This is a genomic window from Paenibacillus paeoniae, assembly GCF_003388735.1.
GTDB lineage: Bacteria > Bacillota > Bacilli > Paenibacillales > Paenibacillaceae > Pristimantibacillus > Pristimantibacillus paeoniae.
In genome coordinates this window covers 255,805-271,241 of sequence record NZ_QUBQ01000005.1, presented here as the reverse complement: position 1 = coordinate 271,241, position 15,437 = coordinate 255,805, and the positions used below count along the sequence as shown (strand labels likewise).

General features: G+C 42.5%; 13 protein-coding genes and 1 pseudogene. 1 reads left to right on the top strand and 13 read right to left on the bottom strand.

Features of this window, described 5'->3' with window-relative positions; all coding sequences use genetic code 11:
* Positions 1-5: 5 nt before the first annotated feature.
* From DX130_RS21680 to DX130_RS21665, 4 genes are read right to left on the bottom strand one after another with little or no spacing between them, the layout of a single operon-like run.
* Positions 6-1,271 (bottom strand): ATP-grasp domain-containing protein, encoded by a 1,266-nt coding sequence (locus DX130_RS21680; RefSeq protein ID WP_116048918.1) that lies wholly within the window; start codon positions 1,269-1,271, stop codon positions 6-8.
* Positions 1,268-1,528, bottom strand: a complete 261-nt coding sequence (locus DX130_RS21675; protein WP_165861402.1) for an acyl carrier protein — start codon at positions 1,526-1,528, stop codon at positions 1,268-1,270. Before DX130_RS21675 ends, DX130_RS21680 begins: the two co-directional genes overlap by 4 nt.
* On the bottom strand, positions 1,525-2,664 hold the full coding sequence (locus DX130_RS21670; RefSeq protein WP_116048915.1) for a class-II aminoacyl-tRNA synthetase family protein: 1,140 nt from the start codon (positions 2,662-2,664) through the stop codon (positions 1,525-1,527). Before DX130_RS21670 ends, DX130_RS21675 begins: the two co-directional genes overlap by 4 nt.
* Before the next feature lie 14 nt (positions 2,665-2,678).
* On the bottom strand, positions 2,679-3,824 hold the full coding sequence (locus tag DX130_RS21665) for an acyl-CoA dehydrogenase family protein (RefSeq protein WP_165861401.1): 1,146 nt from the start codon (positions 3,822-3,824) through the stop codon (positions 2,679-2,681).
* Positions 3,825-3,951: 127 nt separating this feature from the next.
* Here DX130_RS21665 and DX130_RS21660 point away from each other — a divergent pair, with 127 nt between their 5' ends.
* Positions 3,952-4,689, top strand: a complete 738-nt coding sequence (locus DX130_RS21660) for a helix-turn-helix transcriptional regulator (protein WP_165861400.1) — start codon at positions 3,952-3,954, stop codon at positions 4,687-4,689.
* 1,003 nt (positions 4,690-5,692) lie between these two features.
* Here DX130_RS21660 and DX130_RS21650 read toward each other — a convergent pair.
* The 9 genes and pseudogenes from DX130_RS21650 to DX130_RS21610 form a co-directional block, all read right to left on the bottom strand.
* A pseudogene (locus DX130_RS21650) lies at positions 5,693-6,933 on the bottom strand (ISL3 family transposase).
* Positions 6,934-7,040: 107 nt separating this feature from the next.
* Positions 7,041-8,969 (bottom strand): Mu transposase C-terminal domain-containing protein, encoded by a 1,929-nt coding sequence (locus tag DX130_RS21645; RefSeq protein WP_116048908.1) that lies wholly within the window; start codon positions 8,967-8,969, stop codon positions 7,041-7,043.
* Positions 8,970-9,328: 359 nt separating this feature from the next.
* Positions 9,329-9,697 carry a TnsA endonuclease N-terminal domain-containing protein gene (locus tag DX130_RS21635; RefSeq protein WP_165861399.1) on the bottom strand — a complete coding sequence of 123 codons (369 nt, stop codon included), beginning with the start codon at positions 9,695-9,697 and terminating at the stop codon, positions 9,329-9,331.
* A 203-nt stretch (positions 9,698-9,900) separates the two neighbouring features.
* Positions 9,901-11,193, bottom strand: a complete 1,293-nt coding sequence (ltrA, locus tag DX130_RS21630) for a group II intron reverse transcriptase/maturase (RefSeq protein WP_116048903.1) — start codon at positions 11,191-11,193, stop codon at positions 9,901-9,903.
* 81 nt (positions 11,194-11,274) lie between these two features.
* Entirely contained in the window at positions 11,275-11,406 is a 132-nt protein-coding gene (locus DX130_RS27275; RefSeq protein WP_276310907.1) for a hypothetical protein, read from the bottom strand.
* 463 nt (positions 11,407-11,869) lie between these two features.
* Positions 11,870-13,180, bottom strand: a complete 1,311-nt coding sequence (locus DX130_RS21625; protein WP_116048902.1) for an ABC transporter permease — start codon at positions 13,178-13,180, stop codon at positions 11,870-11,872.
* Positions 13,173-14,075, bottom strand: a complete 903-nt coding sequence (locus tag DX130_RS21620) for an ABC transporter ATP-binding protein (protein WP_116048900.1) — start codon at positions 14,073-14,075, stop codon at positions 13,173-13,175. Before DX130_RS21620 ends, DX130_RS21625 begins: the two co-directional genes overlap by 8 nt.
* The gene (locus DX130_RS21615) at positions 14,072-15,016 is read right to left on the bottom strand and encodes an ABC transporter ATP-binding protein (protein WP_116048898.1); all 945 of its coding nucleotides are present in this window, start codon (positions 15,014-15,016) and stop codon (positions 14,072-14,074) included. Before DX130_RS21615 ends, DX130_RS21620 begins: the two co-directional genes overlap by 4 nt.
* Positions 15,013-15,417 carry a GntR family transcriptional regulator gene (locus tag DX130_RS21610; protein WP_116048896.1) on the bottom strand — a complete coding sequence of 135 codons (405 nt, stop codon included), beginning with the start codon at positions 15,415-15,417 and terminating at the stop codon, positions 15,013-15,015. The genes DX130_RS21615 and DX130_RS21610 overlap by 4 nt, the downstream gene beginning before the upstream one ends.
* Between the last annotated feature and the right edge of the window lie 20 nt (positions 15,418-15,437).

The following is a 15,437-nucleotide window of genomic DNA, read 5'->3' as shown; positions in this document are numbered from 1 at the left end:
TAGCTCTAAATTAACCACCCAACATTTTGTGCAGATAACTCACGTGGTTTTATACTTACATCAAGCCGAATATTATCATATATCTCTTTGGCAAGCTTTTGTGCTCCATGAATAGTATCGGCAGTTGTGAGAATCCTTGCTAGAATATCCGTATTTGAGGTTGCACTATTGATGTATTCCTCTTTCTCTTTCATAAGAATTACATGAGCATCATTCCGTGCAAGATAATTGCTATCAATGTGCAATTGTCTTAAATATCCTGAGACAGGACTTGTTACCTCTAGACACGCCGAGTAGTTAGTAGCATAATTAACTGGCTCTAGTATTTCTCCAGTAATATATAGAGAGCATATGGTATCGAAAACCGATATCCCCAAAGCACGATCAATCATCCATGGATTGGGCGGACCAATAAGACGCGGATTCACTTCTAGAATATATATTTTGTTGTCAGGACTTACTATATACTCGATATGACATGGGCCGAAATTATACTGAAAATCCTTAATAAATCTCTTCGTTTCTTCAATAACCAATTCTGCAACATCACCGTAAACCGGAAACGAATATCCCAATTCTACAAAGTAGGGCAGTTCGCTCATTAACCGATTGGTTACTCCAAAAACTTGAAACTGACCATCTGAAACTATAAATTCACAGCTGTATATATTCCCTACGATATATTCTTCCAGTAAAAAGCTTGGGCTCAATAAAGACCCCGTATATCTCGAGAGATACTTTAGCTGTTTATAGCAATCTCTAAGTTCCTGTTCAGATTGAACAAGCTGTACTGCGACTGACTCATTCCCATTGACAGGCTTGAATATCCATTCTTTCTTCTCAGCGTTGTTATAAAACTGAACTGCGACAGTTAAATCCTCAAATGAATAAAAGTCTGGAACATTATAATGAAATTTTCTCTGTTTTTCCCTGAACTTATTTTTATAATGAAAAGTCGCTGCAATATTGGAGTTCAGAGATCTATACCCATACTTCTCACATAGTCGGCATACTGATGTTATAAAAAAGTCACTTGTTGAACAAATCGTTTCAATTGTACATAGATTGTGAAGTTCACTGATGATTTCAGCAAGTCGTTCGTATTGAATAATTCCTTTATCAAATATAATTTTATTGGCTTGAGCTATATTATCTTGTTCATAAGGAATAACTCCAGAATGAATGTATATGACATTAAACCCTAGTTTCCTGAAAGAAGGGATTTCAGCCCCCCGATTTCCAGACTCAACTAAAATGACAGTACGGTTCATTGCTGTACTCCATAGTTCTCCGATAGTAATTTTGTGACTTTGTTAATAGTCGAAAAGTTTTCAACTAATAGATCTTGATCATCAATTTCAATATCAAACTCTACTTCCAAGTTAACAATAAACTCAATCGTTTTGATGGAGTCCAAACCTTCATTCCTTAAGTCAATTTCAAAGTTAAGGTCTGTCGCTCTGTTAAGCACTTCACTTAATTTCTTAGCAACCACTTGTTCCAACGCAGAAACTTGCGGGACCGTCAAAGTAATATCCCCCTCATAATATCTATCTCATTCCATTTATTAAATTCTCGACCATGAACGTCTATTAGTGCTTCTTTCCATCGATCTATACCAAATGCGACGCAACCAGAATGCAATGCTACCTCATCGCGACCTTTAATCTCATACTTTGAACAAAGCATATCCTGACAGTAATTAAAGGACGCTATTGAGACTTCTTTACCATTCGAAGTGGTAACAAGCAGTTCGTATTTAGCATTGCTCATCATCTGATATGTCCCTTTTGTCTTCAAATCTTGGCTAAAGAAGAACGGGTCGGTAGCTGTGGATATTCTTCCTTTCAACCCGAAGGATTCAAATAAGCCCCAAACATTTTCCAAAATTTGATTGCGCATGTCAACTACCATGCTTTCTTGTCCTATAATTACAATTTCTCGCATCGAAAACTCGTTACGTCTAAAATTATCTTTTCTCCATTCGATCTCATGACGAAAGCATTTCCCTTTTCCAGTGAGAATTTTCCCCTCTAGCAAAGTCATACCTTGCAGTTCCTCATAGCAGTGGTAGCATATACAAGGCTGTAATATATCTCCATTATATTTAAAGGATTCATCATAAGATTCTGTTTGAGTCTTGTTGCGGAAATTGTTAATCGCTTCGTATTCATGTGGTACAGATGTAACCCCGAAAATGTTTTGCGGGAAATGGATGTGATATTGGTTTCGGGTCATGTTGTGTTTGCTTAAAACAGAGGGATATTCCCGCTTTACTGCTCCATGATTTATTGCAATTTTGGTAAACTCACTATCCAAGCCTTCCATCAATGTAATGTCATACTCATCCATAAAACAGGGATATTCATATTTATTTTCATTAAATTCCCATTGTTTGCGATTAACCGGAATTAGATTACTTTTTACGACTCGTTCTTTTATAACACGTGTATTTTCAAGACTACTACACAAATCCTGATATGACTCCCTCAATTCGTTCAATTGCCCCGAATTCATTCCGATTTCATTCAGAATTAACTCAACAACTTGCTTATCTTTGCAATAAGTTATTCCCAAAATACTTTCCGATAAATATGGTACTCGCTCTAGCAATATCTCAACCTTATCTACGAGTTTCACCGGAATGTCAAATGATACATTCATTATGTTTCCCCTTTCTATAGCCAGCGAGTTCGATGAGTCAGAACGCCTAATTCGTGTTTGGCAATCATTTCATAAGAGACATCAGATTGTGGAGGGTGAAACTGTCCAGCCTTTACATCTTGATACAACTTTGAAAGAATGTTCTTATTGGTAATGCTACTGATTCCGACAACTTTCATTGCGAGATTGACAAGCTGTTCAGCGTTTTTTACAACAATCTCTTTGGTCATCAAACTGATAATACTTATATTGTCCTCCATAGAATTGCCTTCAAGATATTTTTGAAGCAGTTCGCAATATCTTATAATTTGTGAACGACTTCCCTCTAGCAACATCAACATCTCTGCAACTGAAAATTGAACGCCTGGGAAGAAAGATAAGGTGCGATTCGTATGAGGAACTTGTCTATCTTTGCAATGGTCTAATACGAATTGGTATGCCTTCTGAGCAATTCCGAAATAAACAGAAACGATACTAAGACGGAAAAGATAGGCAAATACATTCGTTTTCTGTAATGCATCTTTCTTCTCTAATAGCACATCAGAATGCGAAACATGAACATTGTCGAAGCGCACAGTATTGCTACGACTCTCTGTCATTGATATGGTGTCCCAATCTGCTTCTATAGATATACCCTCAGCACTTTTTCTCAGGAGTAGGACTGCAACCCGCCCCTCATGTTCTGATGGATTTTCCACATAACAATATACGGGAAGGAAATGTACAAAAGGCTCTAACGAAACAAATTTTTTCACTCCGTTTACTAGATACCCATCATTCGTTCTCCTCGCATGGATCAAAAAATGATCTGGAATCAACTGATCTTCTCTAACGAAATATATTCCCGGCTCGTTTAGCGATCCAAATATCTTTTTGTTGTCCATTTCTGGATGCAAGATTCCACTGAGTATCTTATCCGGGAGTATATGTTGCATTCCCCACTGCGTGTATAGATGCATTGAAAAACTTAAAGCAGTAGAAGGACAGTTTTTCGATAAACCTGAGATCAATTCAAAATAGTCAGTTGTGTTGACGTTTGAATCACAAGTATATTGATGTGCATTATTCTCGATTAAAAAATTGATTTTCTCAGAGAAGGATCTTTCATATTTTGTTACATACTGAGTAAATCGTTCAACATAACCCAACTTATTCTTCATATAATCGTCTCCATATGTTATGATGCGACATATTACACAATCTACCATTGGTCTTCACCTTGTACAATAATATCTGTAGAATATAAACATATGTAAATTGTTAACATTCAATGAGATGAGGGTCGTCATGAGAGTGAAATCAATGTTTAGTGACGTAGTCTTATTCCCAGGAGAGTTAGAACGGTGGTATACCAATAAACATGACTTTATCTTTATTAAATCTAATAATGTTATAGAAATTTGTTTTAACCGCATCCATGTTAAATTAAATGAAAAGAAGTCAGGACTATTCCAGTGCAGCCAGGGTCCTTTTTCCATTCAGAATATCAGCTCCTATCCTGCCACATTACAAGGAATTAAATTTAATTGTGGGATTAAGATGAATAAAGACTTTTTCTCAACTGACTTTGAGCAACACCTATTTATATCAATATTAACAGGTAGATCTACTGCTGAAGAATGTCGCTCTCACATCATAAAGCTTCTTGAACAAATTAATAAACCACAGCGACCACAAAACAACCGAGATCGTATCGACCCTAGATTGATTCAACTAAACAGGTATATCAGGAAGAACTACAACACTCCATTATCACTTCAAGATCTAGCTGATTATGTCGGCGTACACCCAACGTACTTAAGCAATACTTATTCCAAAGTATTTAATACTTCCCCCATTTTATTTCTTAATCAATTAAGAATGAAAGCGGCTAAGGTGTTACTAGCGAATCCCGAATTTACCATTAAAGAAATTGCCGAGTTAGTCGGATATAACAGTGTATCGCAATTCAGTTTATTATTTAAAAGATTTCATTCTTTGACCCCTAGCGAATTCAGGGAGGATGTGCTGAAGTTAAAGCTGTAGACTTCTAGCAATATACAGACCAGACCTCGACGATATACAATAAAGTAAATTATTCGTAGTGAAAGTTAAACGCAAATGGATATAATCTAAATACTGCAAGTCCCTAACAGTCAAAGGTTCTAAGAAGAGCTGCCACTGAGAAGACTAATGACTAGTAGTGTAAGTCGGTTAGCGTGCCACCCTCCTACAGAACACACTTGCATTCTGCGTTTAGAACTTGTTCCTCTTAAATGGAGTTCTTCATGCGCTGAGTGGTACATGAGCGGTTTGGGAAAGTGACTTCGTCCTAAGATATCATTTCAACCGCATGCGAAATAACTGTAAGGTTTCCAACAGGTTGCTTCATCCAAATGACGCATGCACTTGATTGAATAAACACGGTACATTTTCCCGCAATAGTGCTTACGAACATGGCTGAAATCACATGCAGATACCCACTCTTGTCAAAGCCGTGTATAGCCATAACTAAGCGGCGACGAGAAAGTCTTCCCCTCATCGTCAGAAACTATATATTCAAGCTGATCAATCTGACCTTTATAAGCCTTGGCTAACAATCTTTATTCGTTGAGCTTCGACAGAAGTAGTTGCAATGCGGCTTGTTCGTTTTCGCGAATTCCTTTCATTATGGAGGTCAAATCTATTTTCATCTTACTAATATTATATTTAATTACCAAATCAAGTATTATCTCTGATTGTTTATAAATATCAAGAAACAAACCTTCAATATCCGAACTTCCATCATCATGTATCAACTTCAATTTTTTTAGGTAACCAATTCGAGCATGCATGCATTTTTTATGGTCAAATAGAATATGAAAATTTCTAATATCGATGTAGTTCATATCGCGCTGTTGTGTTAGTACATATTGTATGAGATCATCATATATACTGAAAATCCCTTAATATCCAGGTGTTGCGTTACGAATCATCGTATTTTTTTGAGATGAGTTAATGGAAAACAAATAATTATGAGGCTCAATCTAAAAATTAGTGGTTGAACTTTTTAACTCGTTAAATGGCGTCGATTGCATTCAACTAAAATACCCGCTTTATAGCACTCCCGATTACGTGTGAAGTAGTGCCGACGCTGGTAAGCCTTGATCCGATTATGCCGCCCTTCAACGGTTGCATTCGTAAAACGACAACGATGGTAATTCACGATCTCCTCTTGCCAGTTTCGCATGGTTTTCAACGTACTCTGGACGGCAGGACGGTCAATATTCTCACCTTGCTCCAACCAGCGATTGAATCCAAGGCGAGCTATGTTAATGTTAGGTGAGCAGTCATACCACTGAGAAAATGCCTCCTCCCATTCCCAAACGCTTCGTAGCAACGGAGAGAAGGCAAGCAGAATTTCTAACTGAGCCTTGCTCGTTTCAGACAGTTGGTCCATCGGTGGATTCAGCAGCCGATGATGGCTTTTCAGGGTTGCTCTGGCCCTAGGGGACAGCATGTACTGAATCGACTTTCGAATCTCCTGAATACTTTCGATGACATAGCCATGAACATGGAACCGATCTGCAATACGAATGGCACGTGGGAAGCATTCGCTAATCCATGTGTGATACGCTCTGCCAGGTCCATCACAACTGCTTTGGGCTTCAACGCTAGAAAGTGGGGATGCTCGTGAGCATTAGCACGCAAGTCTTCAAGCTTCCTCCCAGCCCAAAGATCCAGCATCGTTTCGCCTTTTAGATTATGAATGCCTGTATTATACGTGTGCCCTTTTTTAATCGCGAAGTCGTCAATCCCCAGTACCAAGCCGGAGGTGTTTTCGGCTTCACGCCAAGCTAGTTTCGTCAAGCGCTCGCATTCAACGTGGAGGGCTTCCTGATGCATTCGTTGCACCGTACTAGCAGGTGCTTGTTGCATTTGTGCGCTATGTATTGCCGTGGATCCGAGTGTCTGTTCTACGGTTTGATCACGGAAAGCATGACTGTATCGCTGTTTAGGACCTACAAAGTCGTAGGCCCAAACGAAGCTAATTTGGCATTGCGTACAAGCCATACGGATCGATGGAACATGCAGATAGCTTTTCCTCCCAAAGATACTTAGATGCCGAATCTGACGTGTACGGTTTCGACCGTCACGCTTCACAGGGGATTCCGAATGACAAAGAGGACAAGGTTGTTTGTAGGCCACTGGTGATGCCTCCAGATGAACTTCTTTTGTATCCATGGAGACCATTTTATGAAGTTGTAGCTCTGGTAATCCGAGCAATTCGTTGATATACTGTATTGGCATCTGTCATTTCCTTTTTTGTTGTTGGGTAGGACTTACAACAATACAGGAACTGCAGATGTTTTTCCATTTCTATCCTCGTTCTACTCACTTTTCTACTTCGTCAACCACTAGTTACGGTTTTGAGCCTTAATTTCATCTTTAATTTTCTTAGCTGCTCGTGCATACTGATCATTTCCTGGGATACTCTTTTTCTTGCTTTCCCCTTCTTCCTTCCACAATTTTAGTACCCTCGAATAGGTATAAGCATTTACTCCGTCCAGTTGTTCATAAGATGGGGCAACAAAGAACAATTCAATGAATCGCTCTTTTCGAGGATGAAGCAAATAGATCTTCGAAATGTCATCTGGATCGTATTTAACAACATACTTGGTTTGTTTTTGCCCAATAATATCACTGCACTCTTCAGCCTTGTAAATGCGGTTTCCAAAACGGATACCATCTCGTGTATAAGGCTTTTTAAGTGTTAGCATAAATTCAAGCTTATACCGTTCCTCTTCTGATGTTTCAATCCACTCTGGAAAACCTGACTCCATACAGCCATCATAGTAGCGATTCAAAGGTGTCTTACTATTCGATGGCAATCCTCTATGATCACGAATCGGGTACATATCTGTCAAATAAATCATGAGAATCGTTCGAATTTGATTAATGGTCAGGCAAGCTTCTTCCTCAGGGTTAATCTCACCTAGATCTGCGAATTTACTTTTCGTTGTCCCCAGTATATTGTGGATTAACTCGTCATTAATTGTCCGAAATAATCGTTCAATGATAGCCCCGTATTTGGGCAATCGTACAGGTCGGTGCATAATTTCGGATTTCAAACTTTCATTAACAAGACGTTTAATATCGGAGCTTTTAAAATCCATACCGTTATCAACATAGATAACATTCGGCACGCCAAATGCCTCCCACTCCATCTCTGTGCCATATTGAAGCTTCGTATTTTTGAAGAATACACCGTGTTGAATGGCTTTCCGAACAACATTGGCACTGGGAGGTTCAAACGAAATATACAAGCACCAAGGCATCCTGCTAAAAACATCGATACCAAGTGTAATCCAGGGGCGGTCGATGGTTAACCCTGTCTTATCATCTATTGCTTGCATATCCAGTCGTGTGTGATCGATTTGTATAATATCCAGAGGATGTAATGCGTCTCGATCTGCATACCCACGAGCAACATCGTCGTATATGGCTTTTGATTGCTTTAAATTTCGAAACCTCTCTCTAGCTTTTTTATCTATGCGGTCTATGATATCCGATATCGTGCTATAACTAACCTCATGTAATTGTCTGATCCCACATTCACGTTTAATTGACCTCCATACTGTTGCTTTTGAAATGTTGTATTTAGTTAGATAGTCATGTTCAATCACTGACTTAACTATTGGGATTAATTCATCGTCAATTCGAACATTTAGAACATCCAACACAATATCCGGTTTCTCTGGATGGCAGATTTCAAGATATTTTGTATCGTTACGACCGGTGTATCCCCTTCCTTTTCTAGACACGAGCCCTTCAATTCCGCCATTATTTTGTTGATTATCCTGTTCCCGGTATGCTTTCAAATATATCACAACGGTCGACCGGGATACCTTTTTCTTTTTTTGAATAATCCTCGTCTCATTTATACGTTGAATTAAAACTTCTTGAGTTATGGCAGTAAGCTCTTCTCCTTCATTCAGTAAATGCTTATATTGATCCATGAACTTCTGAATCGATCTAAGGTTTTGACTTTTGATTTCTTCCAGTAAAAGAAGTGGTCGGATGACATCAAAACGTTCGCTCACTTCTTCTCGTTTTGGTTCTGCCAGTTTTGCAAGAGTATCAATAGGCACTAACTCTTTTTTAGTGACCTTCATGGATCGATCAGGTTGAAACGTTGAATGGCCCACGACTTCTGAAAACTTCATGCGAAAATCCTCACCGTCAGGACGCTTAATACGAACATATGGCGGTTCAATGGAGATAATCTTATGCTTCTTGCCAAATAAATAAAATTCTGAATATAACTTGAGTTGATTAATGGACATCGCTCATCACCCTATTCTCATGTATTAATAAAGGATTCATAAGCGAATTTATTGTGATCATACTCTCGGATCCAACTGTTTGGTTCACCTCAGTGTGAAAATTGCCTATTGCAATTAAATGAAAAATTAGTGGCTTTACTAATAAAGGGTGAAATTCGTCCTCGAAACTATAAGCAAGTTCATCTACAGTACAGCTTTCTAAACAGATCAGTCGATAGATGACCCTTTCTTTCCATGACGAGTAATATGCCCGTTCCTTCAAGAAATTTTTGAGAAAGCTAATATTTCGAATGAGAAGATTAGGCAGCATCTTTGGATAAATGACAAGATACTCCCACCCCTGATCCTCCGCATATTGTTCACATATGCTTCAATTTTTCATCTTCATTTGGGTCAGGCTCATGTTTGACCTGATAAAGGAACGGAGGTGACTGATGACGATAAACAAGCGCGTCCGGGACATAAAGCCATGATTCACCGTTATCTTTACTAATTGGTATCTCGACAGGTTGCACGTAATATCGAATAACCGATTGTTCTAACTCCAAGTAGTAATAAAATAATCGCTCACCAAGAGATTCATATTCTACGGGACGTTCTAATTTACGACTGAAAAAACTCCCTATAATATGTGGATGTTGATGGCTGTTCTTGTTATTGACTTTTCGTTTGGGTGCAAATGTAGCGTCTTCCTTCTGCCAGTCCCTGCTAAGCCTGTCATATCTCATCAAGACACCTCCGATAAATCTCATTTATATACCAAATTAATAACACATTCCGATGATATCATTTATGATCATTATTTGGTTACAATAAACATGGATAAATTACTAGAGTAAAGGGCTGAATAATTTCAGCCCCTCCTCATCAAACCGTACGTGAGGTTTTCCCTCATACGGCTTTCCGATGTTCGTCATTCATGGGCATGCAGTTACAAGAGCGTTTTCAATCCACTTTGTCTAGCCATGAACGTGATCTCTTTTATGGAACCCATCCATCGAGACCGTTGCCTCTTCTTTGCATACCATCTCGCAAGCCTCTGAAGAATGTACCCGTCCAGTTTCGCCATTTTCCGCTGACTGTAGGCGGTGTAATAATAGTTCCGCCACCCTTGTATTTTGGGATTCAGCCAGTCTACATGTTCAAAAAGTGACTTGTGTCGCATACCTGGCGGTGCCAAGCGCTCCTTCACAACTTCACGGATGCGTTCTTCCGCCTTCCGAGTCAGCCATTGCTGCGTGGTGTAGTACACGTTTCCTTTCGAGGTTTCTGCTTTCGTCTTGCGATGATGCATGCCGAGAAAATCGAAGCCTTCTTCTCCTGTCCACAGTCCGACGATACGCGTTTTAATCGGATGCAAGGTGAGCTCCAGACGCTCCATGATTGTACGAATGAGTTCATACGCCCGGTCTGCATCTTTCTTCGTCTTGCATACGACCACGAGGTCATCCGCGTATCGCGTCAATTCCCCGTATTCGCCGCCGTATCGTTCCCACAGGATGTCAAAGTAGTTTAGGTAAATGTTCGCAAGCAGCGGGGAAATAACCCCACCCTGCGGCGTACCCAAATCGGAGCGTCTTACCGTCCCTTCCTCCATCACTCCCGCTTGTAACCACTTCCGGACCAGCTTCAAGATTCGTCTGTCGCTGATTCGCATTTCAACCAGTTTCATGAGTTTCTCTTGATTGATGTTGTCGAAGTAGCCTTGAATGTCGACGTCGATCACCCCATTCCCTTTGCGGTTGCATGCCTTTCGGATTCGGTCAAGTGCCCCTTTCGCACTTCGCTTTGGACGAAATCCAAATGAGGATTCTTGAAAATCCGATTCAAAGATCGGTTCCATAACCAGTTTTGTTGCCATCTGTATGACTCGGTCCCGAACGGTTGGGATGCCCAGCGGTCTTTTCTTCCCGTCTTTCTTTGGGATGTAGTGCCGCCGGACGGGCTGTGGGTGGTAGCGCCCCTCTTTTAGAAGCTGGTGACATTCAAGGAGAAAGATACGTTCTCCTTGTTTCTCCATGTCTGACAACGTTTCGCCGTCGACGCCAGCCGAGCCTTTATTGGCTCGCACCCTGCGCCATGCTTCCCACAAGATGTCCATCCGGTAGACTTTGTCATACAGCGCGTGGAATCTGCGTTTCTTGTTTTCCTTGGCCGCATGACCTAGTTTCTCTTGGAGTTGTTGAACGTTTTCCTTTGGTGTTGTTAGCCGATTGGCATTCACTGACTCGTACCTCCTTAAGAAACGTGAACAAAGCAGGGTACCTTTCCTCCCGCAGGTTATGTTGTCCTGCGTTCATCGGTACTACGAGCCCCTCGGACTCCCTTCCTGCAAGCCAATCACTTCACCGTATGGGCTTATAGATGACTTCTTTACGGGTCTGATTTTTTTTCCGTGCAGGGGAGGGTCTCCCCAGTTCACTGCATTCTCTTTCATACCATGCCGATCCCCTTACGCCGGAGGATTCTTCGCTGCTGCTCCAAGTTCTTAACAGCTTCCATGGCCTTCGTCCAAGTTCACGGGACTCGGCTTCCTCTTGTCCCTCTTGCGAGGCCTTTTTGACGACGCGGCAGGATTCACTTTATGTTACGGCCTGGCATGTTGCTCGCCCTGTCTCCGACAGGTACTTTGGTCGATTCGCTTTTACGCACAGATTTCGCCGTACGCAAGAATCCAAGCTACGCGGGGGCTTGGCCCCTCCCACGACTGGTCTTTCACCAGCTAGAGAATGCGTGCCTCTGGGCACGCTGAACAAATCAAAAAAACCTTGATAGATCAAGGTTTCTGATCATCAAGGTTTCTTATCGTGTCTAAAACATGTGACGTTGAAAGTCTCATGTATAACCAAAACTTGTCTCAATTATAGACGTTACCCACATATGTTTCATACCGAAATTCATTAAATTTTATAAGCCTTCATCGCTTTACGAATCTCTTTCCAGCTTGGACGCTTGCCGTACATCAGTACGCCTGTGCGGTAGATCTTCGCGGATACGAAGACAGCAACGTAGATTGTTACAAGCAGTAAGCCGATGGACAGTGCCGTTTCCCAGAACGGAACATCGGTCAGACCCAGACGCAAGATCATGACGAATGGCGAGAACAGCGGGATAAACGATGTAATCTTAACGAGCATGCTGTCAGGCGCGCTCAAGCTGAAGATTGCAATGTAGAAGCCAGCAAGCGAGATGACCGTCATTGGCATCGTTGCTTGACCAAGATCCTCCGTACGGCTTACGATCGAGCCCACAGCTGCATAGAGCGTTGCGAACAGGAAGAAACCGGTCAGGAAGAAGATAATCGCATAGGCAAGCAGAAGCGGATCAATCTTGGTCAGGTCAATGTTGAGACCTGACAACGCCTCTCTGTTATGCGGCAACGATACATTCACCAGAATGACGATGACAAAGAATGACACCTGGCTAAGTACAACTGTGAACATACCGAAGATTTTGCCGAACATGCCTTTCAGCGGTGATACACTTGTAATGAGAATCTCCATGACGCGTGAGCTCTTCTCAGCCGTAATCTCCGATGCAATCAATTGACCGGACGTGATGATGGCCATGAACAAGAAGATAATAATAAAGTAGATCAGACCCATATTGACGCCTTGCTCAGCAGGCGTCTTGCCGCCCGCACCGCCCTCTGACGATGAAATTTGAACCGTTGAGATTTGGATCGGCGCATTCAGAAGCGCTACTTGCTCATCCGTCAATCCGGCATCCTGCAGAATGGTAGCCTGACGAATCAATTGGAGAGCGCCTTTCAAGTTCTCAGTCAGAGAAAACTCCATCATCTTCTCGGACTTGTAGCTCATCTCCGGGAAACCATTCGGCGTCTTAGCACCAAACTCCAGATAACCTTTAATATCATTGTCTTTAATCGCTTGCTTCAGTTGCTTCTCATTCTCCTCAGCGCTGCCTTTATCCGGGTAAGCAACAAGATGAAGCTTGGCATTCTCTTGCTGCTCGTAGAAGGCTTTCAGGCTGTCGCCGGTTGCCGTTCCTTCAGCCAAATTCTCATTCGATGATTGAATGTAGCCGATATTCGTCGCCTTATCTCCACCCGTATCGAACTGGGAGATAATATAAGGAAGATTAACGCCAATACTTATAATGACTGCGATAATAAGCGTCGTTACGAGAAATGCCTTGCCTTTGAACTTATTGCGCGCTGTAAACCCTACTACTGTCCAAAAACTATTCATTGCGATCACCTACCGTTTTTATAAAGATTTCATTCAAAGTCGGTTCCTTAATCTCGAATCTGGTAATAGTCGACTGAGCCATCGCATGGCGCAAAATCTCGCCGCCTACCGCTTCATTTTCAATGCCGATCTCGTAGCCGTATTCCTGCAATTTCACGCCTGTAACGCCGCTGATACTCTCAAGTCCTTGAACGCTGTTCTCGGTGCTCAAGATGACGCGCTCACGCGGGTACTGCTTCTTAATATCCTTGATGCTGCCCTTCAGAACGGTATTGGAGCGATGCAAAATCGTAATATTGCGGCATAGCTCCTCGACATGCTCCATACGGTGCGTCGAGAACAAAATGCTCGTACCGGCGTCTCTCAGTTCCTTTACGGTCGATTTCAGAAGCTCCACATTGACCGGATCAAGTCCGCTGAACGCTTCGTCCATGATCACGATGCTTGGACGGTGATTAACGGCAGCGATGAATTGAATTTTTTGCTGATTACCCTTGGAGAGCTCTTCTACTCTCTTGTTGTAATACTCGGGTACTTCGAATCTTTCAAGCCAATACTTCAAATTCTGATCGGCGTCCTTGCGGGACATGCCGCGCAATTGGGATAAGTATACGATCTGATCGCAGACGCGAATCTTCGGATACAACCCTCTCTCCTCCGGCAAATAACCGAGGCGGCTAAGCTGCTCATTGCTGTATGGCTTGCCATTGTACTTGATTGATCCGCCATCCGGATAGATCAGCCCCAGCACCATACGCATCGTAGTCGTCTTGCCGGCGCCGTTCGCACCCAGCAAGCCGTAGATTTCACCTTCGCTTACTTCTAAGCTAATGTTGTTGACCGCTGTCTTATCGCCATAATGCTTCATGACCTGTTCTACTACCAATGGTTTCATCTCGAATTTCCCCTCGCTTCATGTACTCTTTTACTAATGCCATCTTGTTGCAGGAGCGTGCTCATAATCTCATCCAGTTCCAGCGCCTGCTTGCTTATGATCGTAATTCCTTCTGCCACGCACCACTGATCTGCCTGTAAAGCTTTGCTTGTCGTAATACGGAATGAATGACCTCCAATCGACTCAACACCACATTGCCCGGGCATGGTAGAAGCGGTCTGAGCGCTCAATCCCTCGCCTGAAATGAAGAACGTGAACCAACTGCTGAACAACTCATCCTTTTCATATACGCCTAACACGCGTCCTTGTGCCATAAAAACAATGTAATCCGCCAAACGCTTTACTTCCTCCACAATGTGAGAGGTCATCAGAATCGTCCGATCGCCATGCTCCATATAACGATGGAGCATCTCAATCATCGCCTTCCACGCTAGCGGATCCAAACCGGAAGAAGGTTCATCCAAGAGCAGCAAGTCGGGGGCATGGGCCAAAGCTAGCGCGAACTCGCACTTTCTTCTCATGCCCTTCGACATCTTACCCAGCGGCAAATTATCGTTGACTTGCAGACCCAGCAGCAATTCTTGATAACGGTTCACATCCCAGTTCCTGTACCAGTAGCTGTTAAACCTTGCTTTCTCGAATGCCTTGATCTTGTCGTCGTGCAACAGCGATTCCTCCGGCAAATATCCGATTCGCTGCTTGACTGGAGCATCGTCACCGCTGCCTATACGATGATCCAGCACATGTACGGTTCCCTCTTGAGGCTTCTCCAGATCAAGCACCATACGGAACAGCGTGCTCTTGCCGCTGCCATTCGGTCCGACAATAGCTGTAATGAATCCCTTGGGAATGTCCAGCGTAATGGGACCTAGCTTGAAGTTTGGCTTGCGCTGTTCGATGCCCTTGAACTGAATGGCCTGATCCGCTTGCCCATCGCTCATGATGTTTTCCCTCCCTGCCGGTAATGTTTTTGAATGGCCTCGTTGAAGAGCTCTATCATTTCTTCTTCTGAGCATTGATTTCGTTTGCCTGTTGTCACCGCTTGATCCAGCGCCTCGACTACCGCAGTCAGCCGGTGTCGATCCCGTTCCTGCTCGCCAACCTTGGCGACGTAGGTTCCTGTACCTTGCCTTGTTCGCAACAGCCCTTCGCTCTCAAGATCGCTATATACGCGTTTTACCGTAATAACACTGCATTTGACCGTCTGGGCCAGCTCGCGGATTGATGGCAACAGCGTGCCCTCTGCCAACTGACCGCTAACAATCAAAGCCCTTAGCTGGACTTCTATCTGATGATAGAGCGGCTCTGCACTTTGTTCATTAATCCCTATAGGCAGCCGCATCGCTTCACCCGCTTTCTCTA

Coding starts and splice junctions, on each gene's coding strand:
- DX130_RS21670 (WP_116048915.1), bottom strand. CDS start 2,664: ATGAATGTATCATTTGACATTCCGGTGAAACTCGTAGATAAGGTTGAG.
- DX130_RS21625 (WP_116048902.1), bottom strand. CDS start 13,180: ATGAATAGTTTTTGGACAGTAGTAGGGTTTACAGCGCGCAATAAGTTC.
- DX130_RS21610 (WP_116048896.1), bottom strand. CDS start 15,417: ATGCGGCTGCCTATAGGGATTAATGAACAAAGTGCAGAGCCGCTCTAT.
- DX130_RS21645 (WP_116048908.1), bottom strand. CDS start 8,969: ATGTCCATTAATCAACTCAAGTTATATTCAGAATTTTATTTATTTGGC.
- DX130_RS21680 (WP_116048918.1), bottom strand. CDS start 1,271: ATGAACCGTACTGTCATTTTAGTTGAGTCTGGAAATCGGGGGGCTGAA.
- DX130_RS21620 (WP_116048900.1), bottom strand. CDS start 14,075: ATGAAACCATTGGTAGTAGAACAGGTCATGAAGCATTATGGCGATAAG.
- DX130_RS21665 (WP_165861401.1), bottom strand. CDS start 3,824: ATGAAGAATAAGTTGGGTTATGTTGAACGATTTACTCAGTATGTAACA.
- DX130_RS21635 (WP_165861399.1), bottom strand. CDS start 9,697: ATGAGATATGACAGGCTTAGCAGGGACTGGCAGAAGGAAGACGCTACA.
- DX130_RS21660 (WP_165861400.1), top strand. CDS start 3,952: ATGAGAGTGAAATCAATGTTTAGTGACGTAGTCTTATTCCCAGGAGAG.
- DX130_RS27275 (WP_276310907.1), bottom strand. CDS start 11,406: ATGAAAGAGAATGCAGTGAACTGGGGAGACCCTCCCCTGCACGGAAAA.
- DX130_RS21615 (WP_116048898.1), bottom strand. CDS start 15,016: ATGAGCGATGGGCAAGCGGATCAGGCCATTCAGTTCAAGGGCATCGAA.